The following is a 15,025-nucleotide window of genomic DNA, read 5'->3' on the forward strand; positions in this document are numbered from 1 at the left end:
TAGGTATTTATTCCTGACCCAATTATTTAAGTGAATACTCTAAAAAAATCCCACACGTCATGAGATTGTTTCTACGCTTAGAGTACGCCTGATTTCTGGCCCAGGGAGCCAGTCGGTTTGTCTACCGAGGCATTGCGCTTCACGGCAGGCGGGTAATGGGCACACGGAGTTTTTGATCGATATCAGGAGAAACAGTCCATGGCCAAGTCCTATGGTGTAGCGGGTGTGGTGGCGTCTTTTCTGACCCGCAGGGTGTCCTTGCGTGCCCGAAGGTTGAGTTCCGATGAAGCTGAATTGCTCGCGCAGTATCGCGCCCTGACCGAGAACGATCAGGTGGCGATGCGCTATTTGATTGGGGCGATGAAGAGTGTGTCGCGGTTCTGAGCGGGCTGTGACCCCATGTGAGGGCGGGCAAGCCCGCGCTCACATGGTCGGTCACGGTGTCAGGTGTATTTACGCTGCTCCGGTGCTGGCGGGAAGTACTGATACAACCAGGTTTCACTCAAGGTGCGGTCCTGCGTGCGGATAAACAGGCGCAGTTCCACTGGCTCCACGCTGTCGCTGGTCGGGTACCAGTCGAAGAGGATGCGATAGCCCTTGATGCTGTCGAGCACCAGCACGCTGAAGTCTTTCACCTCGCCGTGGGAACAGGTCACCACCGGCTCGATCCCGGTGCCGGCTGCCAGGCGATCCAGGCCACCGCCCTTGAAGTCCACGGCAAACCGCCGCGCCCAGACTGGCGGGTAATGTTCGCCCGGTGCCCAGCCTTCGGTGAAGCCGCCCATGCCTGAACGCGTGGCGTCGACTTGCGCCAACGGCGTGCTCACCGGTGGCAGGGCGCTCCAGTACAACTTGTAGCCATAGTTGAGTGAATCACCGGCGGCCACCGGTTTTTTCGGGGTCCAGAAGGCCACGATATTGTCCAGAGTCTCGCCGGTGGTCGGGATCTCCAGCAGGTCGATCGAGCCTTCGCCCCACGCGGTGGTCGGTTCGACCCACAGGCTTGGGCGCTTGCTGTACCAGTCGACGGTGTCCTGGTAGCTGGCGAACTCATGGTCGGTCTGCACCAGGCCGAAGCCTTTCGGGTCGGTGTCGGCGAACGCATTGAATTGCAGCTTGGCCGGGTTGTTCAGCGGGCGGCAGATCCACTCGCCGTTGCCGCGCCACATTGCCAGGCGGTCCGAGTCGTGGATCTGCGGGTGGATGGTGTCGCACATGCGCCGCTCGTGGGTGCCGCAACTGAACATGCTGGTCATCGGCGCGATGCCCAGTTGTTCGATGGCGGTGCGCGCATTGATATGGGCGTCGATTGCCATGACCACCTGGTTGGCCTGGCAGTCGATATCGAAACGGTAGGCGCCGGTGGCGCTCGGCGAGTCGAGCAGGGCGTAGACCACAAAGCGCGTGGCATTTTTATCCGGGGTTTCGAACCAGAACTGCGTGAAGTCGGGGAATTCCTCGCGCTTTTTCGCGTAGGTATCGATCGCCAGGCCGCGTGCGGAAAGGCCATATTGCCCCGTGGAATCCACCGCGCGGAAGTAACTGGCGCCGAGAAACGACAGCACGTCATGGCGATCCAGTTCCGGCGCCTTGAACAGCTTGAAGCCGGAGAAACCCAGGTCGCCGGTCAGTTGTTGGGTGTCGACCGTGGTTTTTTCATAGTTGAACAGCGAAGGGCGGAAATGCACTTCGCGGGCCTCGCGGGTCGTGGGGTCGACGGCGTGCATGCGAACGGGCGTCTTGAAGCCCATGCCGACGTGGAAAAACTGCACGTCCAACTGGCCGTTCACTTCCTTCCACAGCGAGTGTTTGCCGTCGTAGCCGATGGCGTTGAAATTTTGCGGGGTCATGGTCGCCAGGGTGGGCGGCAGCACCTGTTTGGTGTCTTTATACGCGGTCCCGGCGAGTTGCCTGGCCTGGGTCTTCAGCGTTTCGAAGTCGAACGCCACGGCCTTGCCGTCGGCGGCGCGGTTCCCGGCCCAGGCTTGCGCAGCCAACAGGCCGCTGGCCGATAAACCGGTGTAAGCCGCAATGGCCATGGACGCTTTAAGCAAATTCCTGCGGTGCATAGAGACAACCTGTCGTGAGCAAATCCCGCGCCGGCCCTGGCGCGTGCTGGATCAAAGATAACGGTTCGGACATGCCTTCGGCCAAACGCAACGGACATTAAACAGACGCCGCATAGCTTAAGCGGTTCGATGGCGTAGGAAAAATGATTGATGGCGGGATGATGGCTTGGCAAATGCGACAAGACATTTCCGGGCTTTGAGTGAGCACATTACCCAGGAATTATGAAGATCCAATGTAGGCGGGGGCTTGCTCGCGACAGGCGCCTGGACACCGCGTTTAATCGGATGCCCCGCATTATCGTTGGCGTTCTTCGCGAGCAAGCTTGCTCCTACAGTCAAGGTATCAGGGCGAGGTTCAGTGCTTGAACATCACATGGCGCACGGTGGTGTAGTCCTCCAGCCCGTACATGGACATGTCCTTGCCATACCCCGACAGTTTCTGACCGCCGTGAGGCATTTCGCTGACGAGCATGAAGTGAGTGTTCACCCAGGTGCAGCCATACTGCAAGCGCGCAGCCAAGCGATGGGCGCGTCCCACGTCGGCGGTCCATACGGATGACGCCAGACCGTAGTCCGAATCGTTGGCCCAGCCCAGCACCTGTGCCTCATCGGCGAACTTGGTCACCGACACCACCGGCCCGAACACCTCGCGGCGCACGATTTCGTCGTCCTGCTGCGCATCGGCCAAAACCGTCGGCTCAAAGAAGAAGCCGTTGCCTTCCACCGCCTTGCCGCCGGTGACCAGGCGTATATGCGGCTGCGCCACGGCACGTTCGACGAAACCGGCCACGCGGTCGCGGTGTTGCGCGGTGATCAGCGGGCCCAGCTCGGTGGTCGGGTCATCCTGCAAGCCGTACTTGATACTGGCGACTGCCGCGCCGAGCTTCTCGACGAACGCGTCATAGATTTCCGCTTGGGCGTAGATACGGCACGCCGCGGTGCAATCCTGGCCGGCGTTGTAGAAACCGAAGGTGCGGATGCCTTCCACCGCCGCGTCGATGTCCGCGTCGTTGAAGATGATCACCGGCGCCTTGCCGCCCAGTTCCATGTGCATGCGCTTCACGCGGTCGGCGGTGTTGGAAATGATGTTGGCGCCCGTGGCGATGGAGCCGGTCAGCGACACCATGCGTACTTTCGGGTGGTTCACCAACGGGCTGCCCACGGTGGGCCCACGGCCGAAGACCAGGTTGAGCACGCCGGCCGGGAAGATCTCCGACGCCAGTTCGACCATGCGCAATGCGGTCAGCGGGGTTTGTTCCGACGGCTTGAGCACCACGGTATTACCGGCGGCCAGGGCTGGGGCGATTTTCCAGGCGACCATCATCAGCGGGTAGTTCCACGGGGCGATGGAGGCGATCACGCCCACCGGATCGCGGCGGATCATCGAGGTGTGGCCCGGCAGGTATTCACCGCCGGCCGAGCCGCTCATGCAGCGGCTGGCACCGGCAAAAAAGCGGAACACGTCGGCAATCGCCGGGATCTCGTCGTTCAGTGCGGCGCTGTAGGGTTTGCCGCAGTTGTCCGATTCCAGCTTGGCCAGTTCTTCGCCGTGGGCTTCGATCACGTCCGCCAGTTTCAGCAGCAACAGCGAGCGATCCTTGGGCGTGGTCTGTGACCAGCTTTCAAACGCTGCATCGGCGGCCCGCACAGCGGCGTCGACCTGGGCTTCGCTGGCTTCGTTGATTTCCACCAGCACACGGCCCAACGCCGGGTTGAATACGGCCTGCGCCGGGCCTTCGCCTTTGACCAGTTGGCCGTTGATCAAGAGTTTGGTTTGCATGGTTCACTCCTCCAAAAAACTGTTGTTATTGCCCTGAAGAAACCGGCTCTGAGTGTGGGGGGGCACTTCTCCAATACCCACATTATTTACCGCCACTGCCTGCCACGCTTTCACCGCCGCGGGTCAGGTAATAGGCACCCAGAATCGGGAACATCGTCACGATCATCACCAGCATCGCCACCACGTTGGTCACCGGCACATCCCGTGGGCGACTCAACTGGTTGAGCAGCCACAGCGGCAAGGTGCGCTCATGCCCGGCGGTGAAGGTGGTGACGATGATTTCGTCGAACGACAGCGCAAACGCCAGCATGCCGCCGGCCAGCAGCGCCGAGCCGAGGTTGGGCATGATGATGTAGCGGAAGGTCTGCCAGCCGTCGGCGCCCAGGTCCATCGAGGCTTCGATCAGGCTGTGGGAGGTGCGGCGCAAGCGGGCGATGACGTTGTTGTAGACGATCACCACGCAGAAGGTCGCGTGGCCGACGATGATGGTGAACATCCCCGGCTCGATGCCCAGCGTCTTGAACGTCGCCAGCAGGGCGATACCGGTGATGATCCCCGGCAGCGCGATCGGCAGGATCAGCATCAGCGACACGCCTTGCTTGCCGAAGAACTCGCGGCGATACAGCGCGGCTGAAGCGAGGGTACCGAGGACCATGGCGATCAGGGTAGCGATCGCCGCGATCTGCAGCGACAGCTTGATCGCTTCGAGCACGTCCGGGCGGGCGAACGCCACGCTGAACCACCTCAGGGTGAAGCCCTGGGGTGGAAAGCTGAACGCTGCCTCTTCGGTGTTGAAGGCGTACAGGAAGATGATCAGGATCGGGAAGTGCAGAAACACCAAGCCGCCCCAGGCCGCAATCTTCAAGCCGATGGATGATTTCTCAGAGTGCATCGAAGGCCCCCAGACGTTTGACGATGGACAGGTAAACCGCGATCAGCACGATTGGCACCAGGGTGAACGCCGCGGCCATGGGCATGTTGCCGATGGCGCCTTGCTGGGCGTACACCATGCCGCCGACGAAGTAACCCGGCGGCCCGACCAGCTGCGGCACGATGAAGTCGCCCAGGGTCAGCGAAAACGTGAAGATCGAACCGGCGGCAATCCCCGGCACCGACAGCGGCAGGATCACCTGCATGAAGGTCTGGCGCGGCTTGGCGCCCAGGTCGGCCGAGGCTTGCAGCAACGACGGCGGCAAACGCTCCAGCGACGCCTGGATCGGCAGGATCATGAACGGCAGCCAGATGTAGACGAACACCATGAACCGCCCCAGGTGCGAGGTGCTCAAGGTGCTGCCGCCCACGCCGGGGATTCCCAGCACGAACTGCAACAGCGGCTCCAGGCCCAGGTGCTGCACAAACCATTGCGCTACGCCGCCCTTGGCCAGCAGCAGGGTCCAGGCATATGCCTTGACGATGTAGCTGGCCCACATCGGCATCATCACCGCGATATAGAAGAACGCCTTGGTCTTGCCCGTGGTGTAGCGCGCCATGTAATAGGCGATGGGGAAGGCGACGATGGCGCTGGCGAGCGACACCACAATCGCCATGCTCAGGGTGCGCAGGATGATGTCGAAGTTCGATGGCTGGAACAGCGCGGCGAAGTTGGCCAGGGTCAGGTCCGGCGTGACCGCCATGGTGAAGTCGTCGAACGTGTAGAAGCCTTGCCACAGCAAGGTCAGCAACGAGCCCAGGTAGATCGCGCCGAACCAGATCAGCGGCGGTATCAGCAGCATTGCCAGGTAGAGGTTGGGTCTGCGATACAGCAGGTTGGAAAACCTGCGCATCGGCGTTTGGGTCAGGCTCATGTCACACCTCGCCTGCATGGTCGGTCAGGGTGGTCATGGCGGCCCGCGCCCAGCGTGCAGTGATGGGCTGGCCGACCTGATAGCCGTTGCTGATGTCCAGCCACTGGTTATTCGCCTGGCTGATGTTCAACGCCTGGCCGTTCGCCAGTTTCAGTTCGTAGCGGGTGGCGCTGCCCTGGTACTGGATGTCATGCAACAGGCCGCTGATTTCCACTTCGTCGGCCGCCAGCGGGCCTTCGGCAAAGCGCACGTGCTCCGGGCGGATCGAGAACGGCTGCGGGCTGCCGCTGAGGCGCTGGGCCAACTCGCCGCGAATCACATTGGAGGTGCCGACGAATTCGGCGACGAACGCGGTGGCCGGTTTCATATAGAGGTTGCGCGGGGTGTCGACCTGTTCGATGCGGCCCTTGTTGAACACGGCCACGCGGTCGGACATCGACAGCGCTTCGGTCTGGTCGTGGGTCACGAAGATAAACGTGATGCCCAACTGACGTTGCAGCTTTTTCAGCTCGCTTTGCATCTGTTCGCGCAGCTTGAGGTCGAGGGCGCCCAGCGGTTCATCCAGCAGCAACACGCGCGGGCGATTGACCAGCGCGCGGGCCAGGGCGACCCGTTGGCGCTGGCCGCCGGAGAGCTGCACCGGCTTGCGCTCGCCGTAGCCGCCGAGGGCGACCATGGTCAGGGCTTCTTCGGCGCGGTCGAGGCGCTCGGTCTTGCCCACGCCTTTGACTTTCAGGCCGTAGGCCACGTTGTCGCGCACATTCATGTGGGGGAACAGCGCGTAATCCTGGAATACCGTGTTGACGTCACGCTGATACGGCGGCAAGCCGGCGGCTTCCTCGCCATGAATCCGGATCGAGCCTGCGCTCGGTTGCTCGAACCCGGCGATCAGGCGCAGGCAGGTGGTCTTGCCCGAGCCGGAAGGGCCGAGCATGGAAAAGAACTCGCCGTCCTGGATATCGATGGAAACCCGGTCAACGGCTTTCACTTCGCCGAACTGACGGGAAACGTGGGTGAATTGGACTGCAAGCGTCATGGTGCGGTGCTCCCAAAAGGCGCGGGTCGTCGCAGCGGCCCGGCCTGGACTTCTGAAAAAACAGAACATCGGTGAATGTGCTCAATGTGGGAGGGAGCAAGCCCCCTCCCACAGGGGGGATTAGCGCCCGCCCATGATCGCAATGTAATCCTGGGTCCAGCGACTGTACGGCACGAACTTGCCGCCCTCAGCCTGCGGGGTTTTCCAGAAGGCGATCTTGTCGAACTGGTCGAAGCCGTTGGTCTTGCAGCCCTCGGCGCCGAGCAATTCGCTACCGGTGCAGGCCGCCGGCACCGCCGGCAGGGAGCCGAACCAGGCGGCGACATCGCCCTGGACCTTCGGCTGCAGCGACCAGTCCATCCATTTGTAGGCGCAGTTCGGGTGCTTGGCCTCGCTGTGCAGCATGGTGGTGTCGGCCCAGCCGGTGGCGCCTTCCTTGGGAATGGTCGAGGCAATCGGCTGCTTCTCGTTGATCAGGCCGTTGACCTGATACGGCCAGGCGCTGGAGGCGACCACGCCTTCGTTCTTGAAGTCACTCATCTGTACGGTGGTGTCGTGCCAGTAGCGGTGGATCAACGGTTGCTGTGCGCGCAACAGGTCGAGCACGGCTTTGTACTGGGTTTCGGTCAGCTCGTAGGGGCTCTGGATGCCCAGCTCCGGCTTGGTCGACTTGAGGTACAGCGCCGCATCGGCGATGTAGATCGGGCCGTCGTAGGCTTGCACGCGGCCTTTGTTCGGCTTGCCGTCCGGTAGGTTCTGCGCCTCGAACAGCACATTCCAGCTGGTGGGCGCGGTCTTGAATACGTTGGTGTTGTACATCAGCACGTTCGGCCCCCACTGGTACGGAGTACCGTAGGTTTGCTGGCCGACCACGTACCACGGCGCGTCTTTCAGGCGCGGGTCGATAGTCTTCCAGTTGGGAATCAACGCGGTATTGATCGGCTGCACCCGCTTGCCGACGATCAACCGCAGCGACGCATCGCCTGACGCGGTGACCAGGTCGTAACCGCCCTTGGCCATCAAGCTGACCATTTCGTCAGAGGTGGCGGCGGTTTTCACATTGACCTTGCAGCCGGTTTCCTTCTCGAAACCTGTGACCCAGTCGTAAGCCTTGTCGCTTTCGCCCCGTTCGATATAGCCGGGCCAGGCGACGATATCCAGCTGGCCTTCGCCGGCGCCTACCGCTTTGAGCGGTTCGGCGGCCTGCAGGCTGGCGCTGGCCAGCAGCGCGGTGGTCAGGGCACTGAGCAGTGCGGTCTTATGCGCGGACATGGGGAATCCCTCTTCTTTAATTATGGTCGGGGCAGTTTTTTGCAGCCGGTGACGCTTGAGCTTAGTTGTTGTTTTAAAGGTGCTGGCCGTGGCGAGCCATGATGTGCCGCACCACGCTGTAGTCCTGTAGCGAATCGCTGGACAGATCTTTGCCATACCCGGAGCGCTTCAAGCCGCCGTGGGGCATTTCGCTGACCAGCATGAAATGACTGTTGATCCAGGTGCAGCCGTATTGCAGGCGCGCCGCGACCTGCATGGCCTTGTCCAGGTTCTGCGTCCACACCGACGAGGCCAGGCCGTATTCGGAGTCGTTGGCCCAGTCCACCGCTTGTTCCAGTTCGTCGAAGCGGGTCACGGTGACCACCGGGCCGAACACTTCGCGCTGGACGATTTCATCACTTTGTTTACAGCCGGCGAGCAACGTCGGCTGATAAAAGAAGCCCGCGCCGGAATGCACGGCGGCGCCGGTGACGCGTTCGATATGCGGCTGGCCGAGGGCGCGTTCGACAAAGCTGGCGACGCGGTCGCGCTGGCGCGTGCTGATCAGCGGGCCGAGTTCGTTGTCGGCATCGCGCTTGCCGGCAAAGCGCAGGCTGCTGACCGCCGCGCCCAGGTCGGCGACCAATTTGTCGTGAATCCCCGCCTGGGCGTAGATACGGCACGCGGCGGTGCAGTCCTGGCCGGCGTTGTAGTAACCGTAGGCGCGCACGCCTTCGACCACGGCTTGCAGGTCGGCGTCGTTGCACACAATCACTGGCGCCTTGCCGCCCAGTTCCAGGTGCGTGCGTTTAAGGGTTTTCGACGCGGCTTGCAGGATCTTTTGTCCGGTGACGATATCGCCGGTCAACGACACCATCCGCACCTTCGGGTGGCTGACCAGATGGCTGCCGACGCCTTCGCCGCCGCCGCACACAATGTTGATCACCCCGCGCGGCAACAACTGGTTGAGCGCTGGAGCGAGGGCGAGGATCGACAGCGGCGTGTGTTCCGACGGCTTGAACACCAGGGTATTACCGGCGGCCAGGGCGGGAGCGATCTTCCACGCGGCCATCATCAGCGGGTAATTCCACGGCGCAATCGAGGCCACCACGCCAATCGGGTCACGCCGCACCATGCTGGTGTAGCCCGGCAGGTATTCGCCGCTGAGCTGGCCGGTCTGGCAGCGCACGGCGCCGGCAAAGAAGCGGAACACATCGACGGTGGCGCTCAAGTCATCCTGGCGGGCCAGGTGCAACGGTTTGCCGCAGTTCAGGGATTCGAGGCGAGCCAGGTAGTCAGCTTGGTGCTCGATGGCATCGGCGATGCCCAGCAGAATGTTCGAACGTTGCTGCGGCGTGGTGCGGGACCAGCCGGCAAATGCGCGGTGGGCGGCGAGGATCGCGGCTTCGACCTGTTCGATGCTGGCTTCGGCGATCTGAGTCAGCACTTCGCCCGTGGCTGGGTTGAGAATCGGTTCGACAAAGCCCTGGCCCTGGACCAGTTCGCCGTCGATCAGCAACGCAGTGAGCAGCGGGGTGGGCGCAGCGGACATTTTTCGCGATCTCTTTTCTTGTGTGGCCATGGGCGTTCTCTTACAAGGCGCCCGACTTTCTCTTATGGATGCACAGAGACTAGAGGTCAGGCGCGAGGTCAACAAATACTAAATACTGAATGCAGCATTCGATTAAATAGATGGCTTGCGCGGGTGCGGCTGTTCCCGTGCCACGGTCAGGAACGGGTCGACCAGCGCCGGGCGCGCGGTGCCACGGCGCCAGGCGAGGCCGACGTCGAGGGTCTGGCTGAGGTCGGCGATGGGGCGCGCTTCGATAATGTCGCCTTCCAGGGACCAGGGGCGGTAGGTCATGTCCGGCTGGATCGACACGCCCAGGCCGGCGGCCACCAGGCTGCGCACGGCTTCGGTGGAGGCGGTGCGCAAAGTGACGTGTGGTTGCAGGCAGGCAGAGGCCCACATGCGTTGAGCGTTGTGGCCCATTTCGTCGACGTTCAGCTGAATCAACGGCTCACGCGCCACATCGGCCAGGTTGATGCTGTCGTGCTCCAGCAGCGGATGTTGCGCCGGCAGCCACAGGCGGTGGGGCGAGTGGGTGAGTACTTCGGTCTGCAGGGCGTGGCGGTCTTCGAGGTTGGAGAGGATCAACACGCCCACATCGATCTCGCCGCTGACCAGCAAATGCTCGATGTACGGGCGCTCATCCTCCATCACGCGGATTTCCACATTGGGGTAGGCGCGTTGGAAGCGGGTGAGCAGGTCGGCCAGGTAATAACCGGCCACCAGGCTGGTCACGCCGACGATCAATTGCCCGGCCACCTGGTCGGTGCTCTGCTGCAGGCTGCGCTTGGCGTTGTCGACGGTGGCCAGGATCAAGTGCGCCTGGCGCAGGAACTGATGGCCCTGGTGGGTCAGGGTCATGCCCTTGGCGTGGCGGTTGAACAGGTTGACGCCGATTTCCTGCTCCAGTTGCTGGATCGCCAGGGTCAGGGTCGACTGCGAAATAAACGCGGTTTGCGCAGCGGCGGAGATCGAACCGGTCTCGGCCACGGCGATGAAGTGGCGGATCTGACGCAAGGTCATCATGCTGGAGTTACCAGTGGGGTGTTTTTATCGATTTGCTCGAGTGTATATCGATTTAACCGAAGGATAGCCGCGTTACATCTGGAAGCACTCTAGATCGGGGTTTTTTGGCGCTTAGTTTTACGCTGGGAGTCTATTGGTCTTATGAACCCTGGTGTCTGGAGGCTACGCATGAATACCCGTGGATTACTCGAACAACTGCTCAAGTCTGGTCAAGACATGTTGCAGAACAAGGCCGGCGGCCAGCGCAAATCCGACGACAAAGGCGCCCTCGGCGGCCTGCTCGGCAGTGGCGGGCTCGGCAGTTTGCTCGGCGGCGCTGGCGGCGGGGCCCTGGCCGCTGGGGCCATGGGCCTGCTGCTGGGCAATAAAAAAGCGCGCAAATTCGGCGGCAAGGCCCTGACCTATGGCGGGTTGGCGGCATTGGGCGTGATCGCCTACAAAGCCTATGGCAACTGGCAGGCGCAACAGGCCAGCGCGCCCCAAGGCGAGCCGCAGACCATCGACCGCCTGCCGCCAGCCCAGGTCGAGCAACACAGCCAGGGCATCCTCAAGGCGTTAGTGGCGGCGGCCAAGGCCGACGGGCATGTGGATGAGCGCGAGCGCGCGCTGATCGAAGGTGAATTCAACAAGCTGGATAACGACCGTGAATTGCAAAGCTGGCTGCACGGCGAGCTGAACAAACCCCTCGACCCGGCCGACGTGGCGCGGGCCGCCGGCACCCCGGAAATGGCCGCCGAGATGTACATCGCCAGTGTGATGCTGGTGGATGAGGAGAACTTTATGGAGAAGGCGTACCTGGATGAGCTGGCGCGGCAGCTCAAGTTAGAGCCCGGTTTGAAGGTTGAATTGGAGAAACAGGTGCGCCAGGCGACGCTTTAGGGATCGTTCCCATGGATGGGCGCGATCAGGAGTGACAGGTCTATCGGGGGCGGCTAAGGAGGGCCCCATGGCGCGGCCAGTTGCAGCGTCATGAGGTAACGCTCCTCTGTGGGACGTCTATCGTCCTTGAATCGCCCAACCACCAGCATCACTTGATACTTGTCGCTCGCTCGCCAATAGGATGTGCCGCCTCGGTTCACATTGCGCAGCCGGGCACGCCATTCCGGGGTATCGGCGAACGGAGGGTTGGACGCAACTCGAATGGGTTCCCAGCCTGCCTTGCGCCATTGCTCCTGCAAGTCCAGTACGACCTTGAGGGTGTCGTCGAGCAGTAGTGGCTCTACTTGGGGAGACAAGCTGAGATCTGCGACTCGCATATCCTTATATCTAATCATGAAGAAACGCGCAGGCGGGCTCATAAACCCATACTGAGGGTCTATGAAACGCAGGCGAGCATCAGATTTCGGTACTGTTCCCCAATAATTTCCCGAAACGGCTGGGCCAATGCTTGCGCTGGAACGCTGACGCATGTCTTCCCAGGGCTCGCCTAGCATCAGCGCAATTTCCGGATCTTCCGCGCCCAGGCGTAGCGCTATCCATACGAGTGATGCGGCAACGACCAGTCCCGGTCCGCCACGTCGCCAACCTATCTTCGCGAGCCGGCTCATTGAACACCCCGGTTTTCAGCGATATCGTCTAGCGCCTGTTCGATTCGATGCCGCTCAGTACTGCGCAGCAGTGTGTGAAACCGCGCTGCAGCCTTGAGCACGAATGCCATACGCTGATCGATATTGGCTAGATTGGCGAAGGGGTTGTTGTTGAAATCAATGGTCCGACCTTCATCAGCGGGACTGCATTGGTTTGCCAGTGTCAGTTCAATGGCCTGAGCGATCCCGGACGGTATGCCCGTGACGTATGAAAGATGGTTGCTACGTAGCAGGGTCACGAGTTTTGGATCGCCGTACATGGTCGGTTGAAGAATGTTTCGTTGTTCGTGGTCAGCCAGATGCTCAATACTTTTGGCAATGTCTCCATCGTCAATCGCCTTGAAGGCCTGCAATATTTCCGGGTAATCCCCCTCAAACCTTAGCTTTTCCTGCCCCACCGACCACAACACCCGATCCTGTCCATCCTCATAAATGTTCTGGCGCGACCGCAAGCAGGTCTCAAGCAAGCCCAACCCCCGGTCCTCACCTTCAAGGGCGATGGCTACTTTGGTGATGCGAAAGCCCCTCAAACCGCCGCCGACGGTCCCGCCAGCGGTGGTCTTGGCTCCTCGGGTAATGAAATAGCGGCGCATGCCAGCGATGTCCTTTTGTTCGCAGGGACTAGCACGCTAGGCTCGGCGAGAAAAGCCTGGTAGTCGGACGCTTCGCGGGTTTTTGTAGGTTGGTTCTGTGAAAAGGGTGCCTCAGGCCACCCTCTAGGCATGCCTGCGCACGATGAAGATCGTTCTCACGTTCTGTGGAAACGATTTAACAAATCTATTTATGGCAGCCCCCACGGCCTGGATAATTCCAGTGTAATGAGGTACCGCTCTTCTGTGGGATGCCGATAGTCCTTGAAGCGCCCAACTACCAACATGACTTGGTATTTGTTTTCTGCCCGCCAGTAAGACTTGCCACCCCGGTTCACATTTCGCAATCGAGCACGCCATTCAGGTGTGTCGGCGAATGGAGGGTTGGAGGCGACTCGGATGGGCAGCCAGCCGGCATTGCTCCATTGTTTTTGCAAATACAGCACGACGTTGAGGGTGTCATCGAGCAATAGCGGTTCGATTTGGGGGGACATGCGGATACTACCAACGCGCTCCTTGTCGAAACTTACCGCGAGGAAGCGGGCAGGCGGGGTAACGAATCCATATTGAGGGTCTATGAAGCGTAGACGGGCATCGGACTTTGGTAGCCTCCCCCATATTTCTCCGGGAATAGCAGGGGCGATTGCTGCACTGGAGCGCTGACGCATGTCTTCCCAAGGCTCCCCAAGCATCAGTGCGATTTCTGGCGTACTGGTGAAGAAACGTATCATCCCCACCAGTAGTACGGCAGCGAACAATACAAGTGCGGCATGTCGCCAATTTACTTGTGAGAGCCGGTTCATCGCATGCCCCGACCTGCAGCGACATCATCCAGCGCTTGTTCGATTCGATGCCGCTCACCGCTATTTAACAGCTTGTCAAATTGCGCGGCGGCCTTGAGCACGAAGGTCATGCGTTGATCGATATCGGCCAAGTTGGCGATGGGGTTGTTGCTGAACTCAATGGTCCTGCCGTCATCAACAGAGCGGCATTGGCTTGCCAGCGTTAGCTCAATGGCTTGCGCGACTCCGGACGGTATGCCCGTGACGTATGAAAGATGGTTGCTACGTAGCAGAGCCACTAATTTTTGGTCGGTATACATGGTTGGCTGAAGGATATTTTGCTGTTCATGCCAAGCCAGATACTTAACACTTTCGGCGATATTTCCTTCGTCAATGGCCTGAAAGGCTTGCAGAATGTAGTCGTAGTCAAGCCCAAACCTTAAATTTTCCTGCCCCACCGGCCACAACACCCGCTGCAGCCCATCCTCAAAAATGTTCTGGCGCGAGGACAGGCAGGTCTCAAGCAACCCCAACCCCCGCTCCTTATAAAACGCATGCAACGGAAACACATCCAAAAACAGCGTGGTATTGCCCATCGCCATCATCTCGTACACATGTTGATAAAGCTGCTGCACGCTCGATAACGGTTCACCCTCGCGCCGCCAATCAACATCAGGCACCGGGTTATTACGGCTGGCCTGTTCATGCTCCCGCAGGCGCCGCTCGTACTCCCGCAGTTTTGCCTGCCGTTCACGCTCCTCTGCGCTGAACAACCCCCAAACCCCTTTCCGGGCACTCTTTCGCAATTGCTCCGCCGCTTCAAATTCCGCCTGAATTTTCTCGATGGATTCTGCCGCGTGCAGCAAACCGCACCCCACTTGCTTGGAGGCAAACGCCGCAAGGCCCGCCCACTGAAAACGGTTGTCGAGGCGCCAGAGCTGGGCATACGCCGAGTTGATGAGCCGGTTGCGCAACCTGGGGTCGGCGATCAGCTTGCCGCCGGGGGCGATCACGTCTTCTGCCTGCTTCTGGTAGAAGCGCCAATTGCGCTCGCAGGCTGACTCGAGTATTTCGCTGAAAGCGGAAGGCGTTGAGCTCGGGGTGGGTTTTTTCGTGGGCGCTGGCGCTTCCGATGCGGTCGCGCTTCGGCGGTGTGCCGCGGAGTCTTCAGCAGTAAGGGTCTGAAACCGCTCGAACTGGTCGGCCAGCAGGCGAGGGGGCGGGTCGCATTTACAGCGGCAGAGATCGTCCGAGAGCGCCACCCGTCGCCCTCGTGCCCACTGCTCCAGGCGCGGGCCAACACAGACTATGACTCCGGTGGTTTTGCATACCGGGCAAAGCACCTCATGACCTTCAAGGGCGATGTCCACTTGGGTGATGCGAAAGCCCGTCAAACCGCCGACGACGGTCCCGCCAGCGGTGGTCTTGGCTCCTCGGGTAATGAAATAGCGGCGCATGCCAGCGATGTCCTTTTGTTCGCAGGGACCAGCACGCTAGGCTCGGCGAGAAAAGCCCGGTAGTCGGACGCTT

The 15,025-nt window shown here is 60.9% G+C and carries 14 protein-coding genes; 2 read left to right on the forward strand and 12 right to left on the reverse strand.

The features are described from left to right. Window positions 1-198: 198 nt before the first annotated feature. Complete coding sequence (locus ACP7E3_RS18830) at window positions 199-384, forward strand: hypothetical protein (protein ID WP_017844677.1); 186 nt, start codon at window positions 199-201, stop codon at window positions 382-384. 59 nt (window positions 385-443) lie between these two features. On the opposite strand, the gene ACP7E3_RS18835 is transcribed toward ACP7E3_RS18830, so the two are convergent. From ACP7E3_RS18835 to ACP7E3_RS18870, 8 genes are all read right to left on the reverse strand, one after another. Beyond that, a complete protein-coding gene (locus ACP7E3_RS18835; RefSeq protein ID WP_026139759.1) occupies window positions 444-2,069 on the reverse strand; it encodes a glucan biosynthesis protein D in 1,626 nt (541 codons plus the stop codon). Between the two features lie 355 nt (window positions 2,070-2,424). After that, entirely contained in the window at window positions 2,425-3,849 is a 1,425-nt protein-coding gene (locus ACP7E3_RS18840; RefSeq protein ID WP_017844679.1) for a gamma-aminobutyraldehyde dehydrogenase, read from the reverse strand. A gap of 82 nt (window positions 3,850-3,931) precedes the next feature. Continuing rightward, window positions 3,932-4,741 carry an ABC transporter permease gene (locus ACP7E3_RS18845; RefSeq protein ID WP_010563467.1) on the reverse strand — a complete coding sequence of 270 codons (810 nt, stop codon included), beginning with the start codon at window positions 4,739-4,741 and terminating at the stop codon, window positions 3,932-3,934. Continuing rightward, window positions 4,731-5,654, reverse strand: a complete 924-nt coding sequence (locus ACP7E3_RS18850) for an ABC transporter permease (protein ID WP_177029653.1) — start codon at window positions 5,652-5,654, stop codon at window positions 4,731-4,733. Before ACP7E3_RS18850 ends, ACP7E3_RS18845 begins: the two co-directional genes overlap by 11 nt. A 1-nt stretch (window position 5,655) precedes the next feature. Next, window positions 5,656-6,690, reverse strand: coding sequence for an ABC transporter ATP-binding protein (locus ACP7E3_RS18855; protein WP_057005799.1), 1,035 nt, complete (start codon window positions 6,688-6,690; stop codon window positions 5,656-5,658). 120 nt (window positions 6,691-6,810) lie between these two features. Beyond that, a complete protein-coding gene (ydcS, locus tag ACP7E3_RS18860; protein WP_017844682.1) occupies window positions 6,811-7,962 on the reverse strand; it encodes a putative ABC transporter substrate-binding protein YdcS in 1,152 nt (383 codons plus the stop codon). A gap of 73 nt (window positions 7,963-8,035) precedes the next feature. Beyond that, window positions 8,036-9,493, reverse strand: coding sequence for a gamma-aminobutyraldehyde dehydrogenase (locus tag ACP7E3_RS18865; protein WP_017844683.1), 1,458 nt, complete (start codon window positions 9,491-9,493; stop codon window positions 8,036-8,038). 132 nt (window positions 9,494-9,625) lie between these two features. Continuing rightward, window positions 9,626-10,537 (reverse strand): LysR family transcriptional regulator, encoded by a 912-nt coding sequence (locus ACP7E3_RS18870; protein WP_017844684.1) that lies wholly within the window; start codon window positions 10,535-10,537, stop codon window positions 9,626-9,628. A gap of 168 nt (window positions 10,538-10,705) precedes the next feature. Between ACP7E3_RS18870 and ACP7E3_RS18875 the strand changes: the two genes are divergently transcribed. Beyond that, window positions 10,706-11,416: a tellurite resistance TerB family protein gene (locus ACP7E3_RS18875; RefSeq protein ID WP_017844685.1), complete on the forward strand. Its 711-nt coding sequence runs from the start codon at window positions 10,706-10,708 to the stop codon at window positions 11,414-11,416. Window positions 11,417-11,469: 53 nt separating this feature from the next. On the opposite strand, the gene ACP7E3_RS18880 is transcribed toward ACP7E3_RS18875, so the two are convergent. The 4 genes from ACP7E3_RS18880 to ACP7E3_RS18895 all read right to left on the reverse strand — a co-directional run bounded on the left by ACP7E3_RS18880 (window position 11,470) and on the right by ACP7E3_RS18895 (window position 14,952). Further along, the gene (locus tag ACP7E3_RS18880; protein ID WP_057005797.1) at window positions 11,470-12,084 is read right to left on the reverse strand and encodes a hypothetical protein; all 615 of its coding nucleotides are present in this window, start codon (window positions 12,082-12,084) and stop codon (window positions 11,470-11,472) included. Continuing rightward, on the reverse strand, window positions 12,081-12,716 hold the full coding sequence (locus ACP7E3_RS18885) for a DUF2515 family protein (RefSeq protein WP_057005796.1): 636 nt from the start codon (window positions 12,714-12,716) through the stop codon (window positions 12,081-12,083). Before ACP7E3_RS18885 ends, ACP7E3_RS18880 begins: the two co-directional genes overlap by 4 nt. Before the next feature lie 188 nt (window positions 12,717-12,904). Continuing rightward, on the reverse strand, window positions 12,905-13,516 hold the full coding sequence (locus tag ACP7E3_RS18890; protein WP_057005795.1) for a hypothetical protein: 612 nt from the start codon (window positions 13,514-13,516) through the stop codon (window positions 12,905-12,907). Then, a complete protein-coding gene (locus tag ACP7E3_RS18895; RefSeq protein WP_426124049.1) occupies window positions 13,513-14,952 on the reverse strand; it encodes a PAAR domain-containing protein in 1,440 nt (479 codons plus the stop codon). The genes ACP7E3_RS18890 and ACP7E3_RS18895 overlap by 4 nt, the downstream gene beginning before the upstream one ends. Window positions 14,953-15,025 lie beyond the last annotated feature (73 nt).

This window comes from Pseudomonas sp. PSPC2-3, from assembly GCF_049898265.1.
Lineage (GTDB): Bacteria > Pseudomonadota > Gammaproteobacteria > Pseudomonadales > Pseudomonadaceae > Aquipseudomonas > Aquipseudomonas veronii.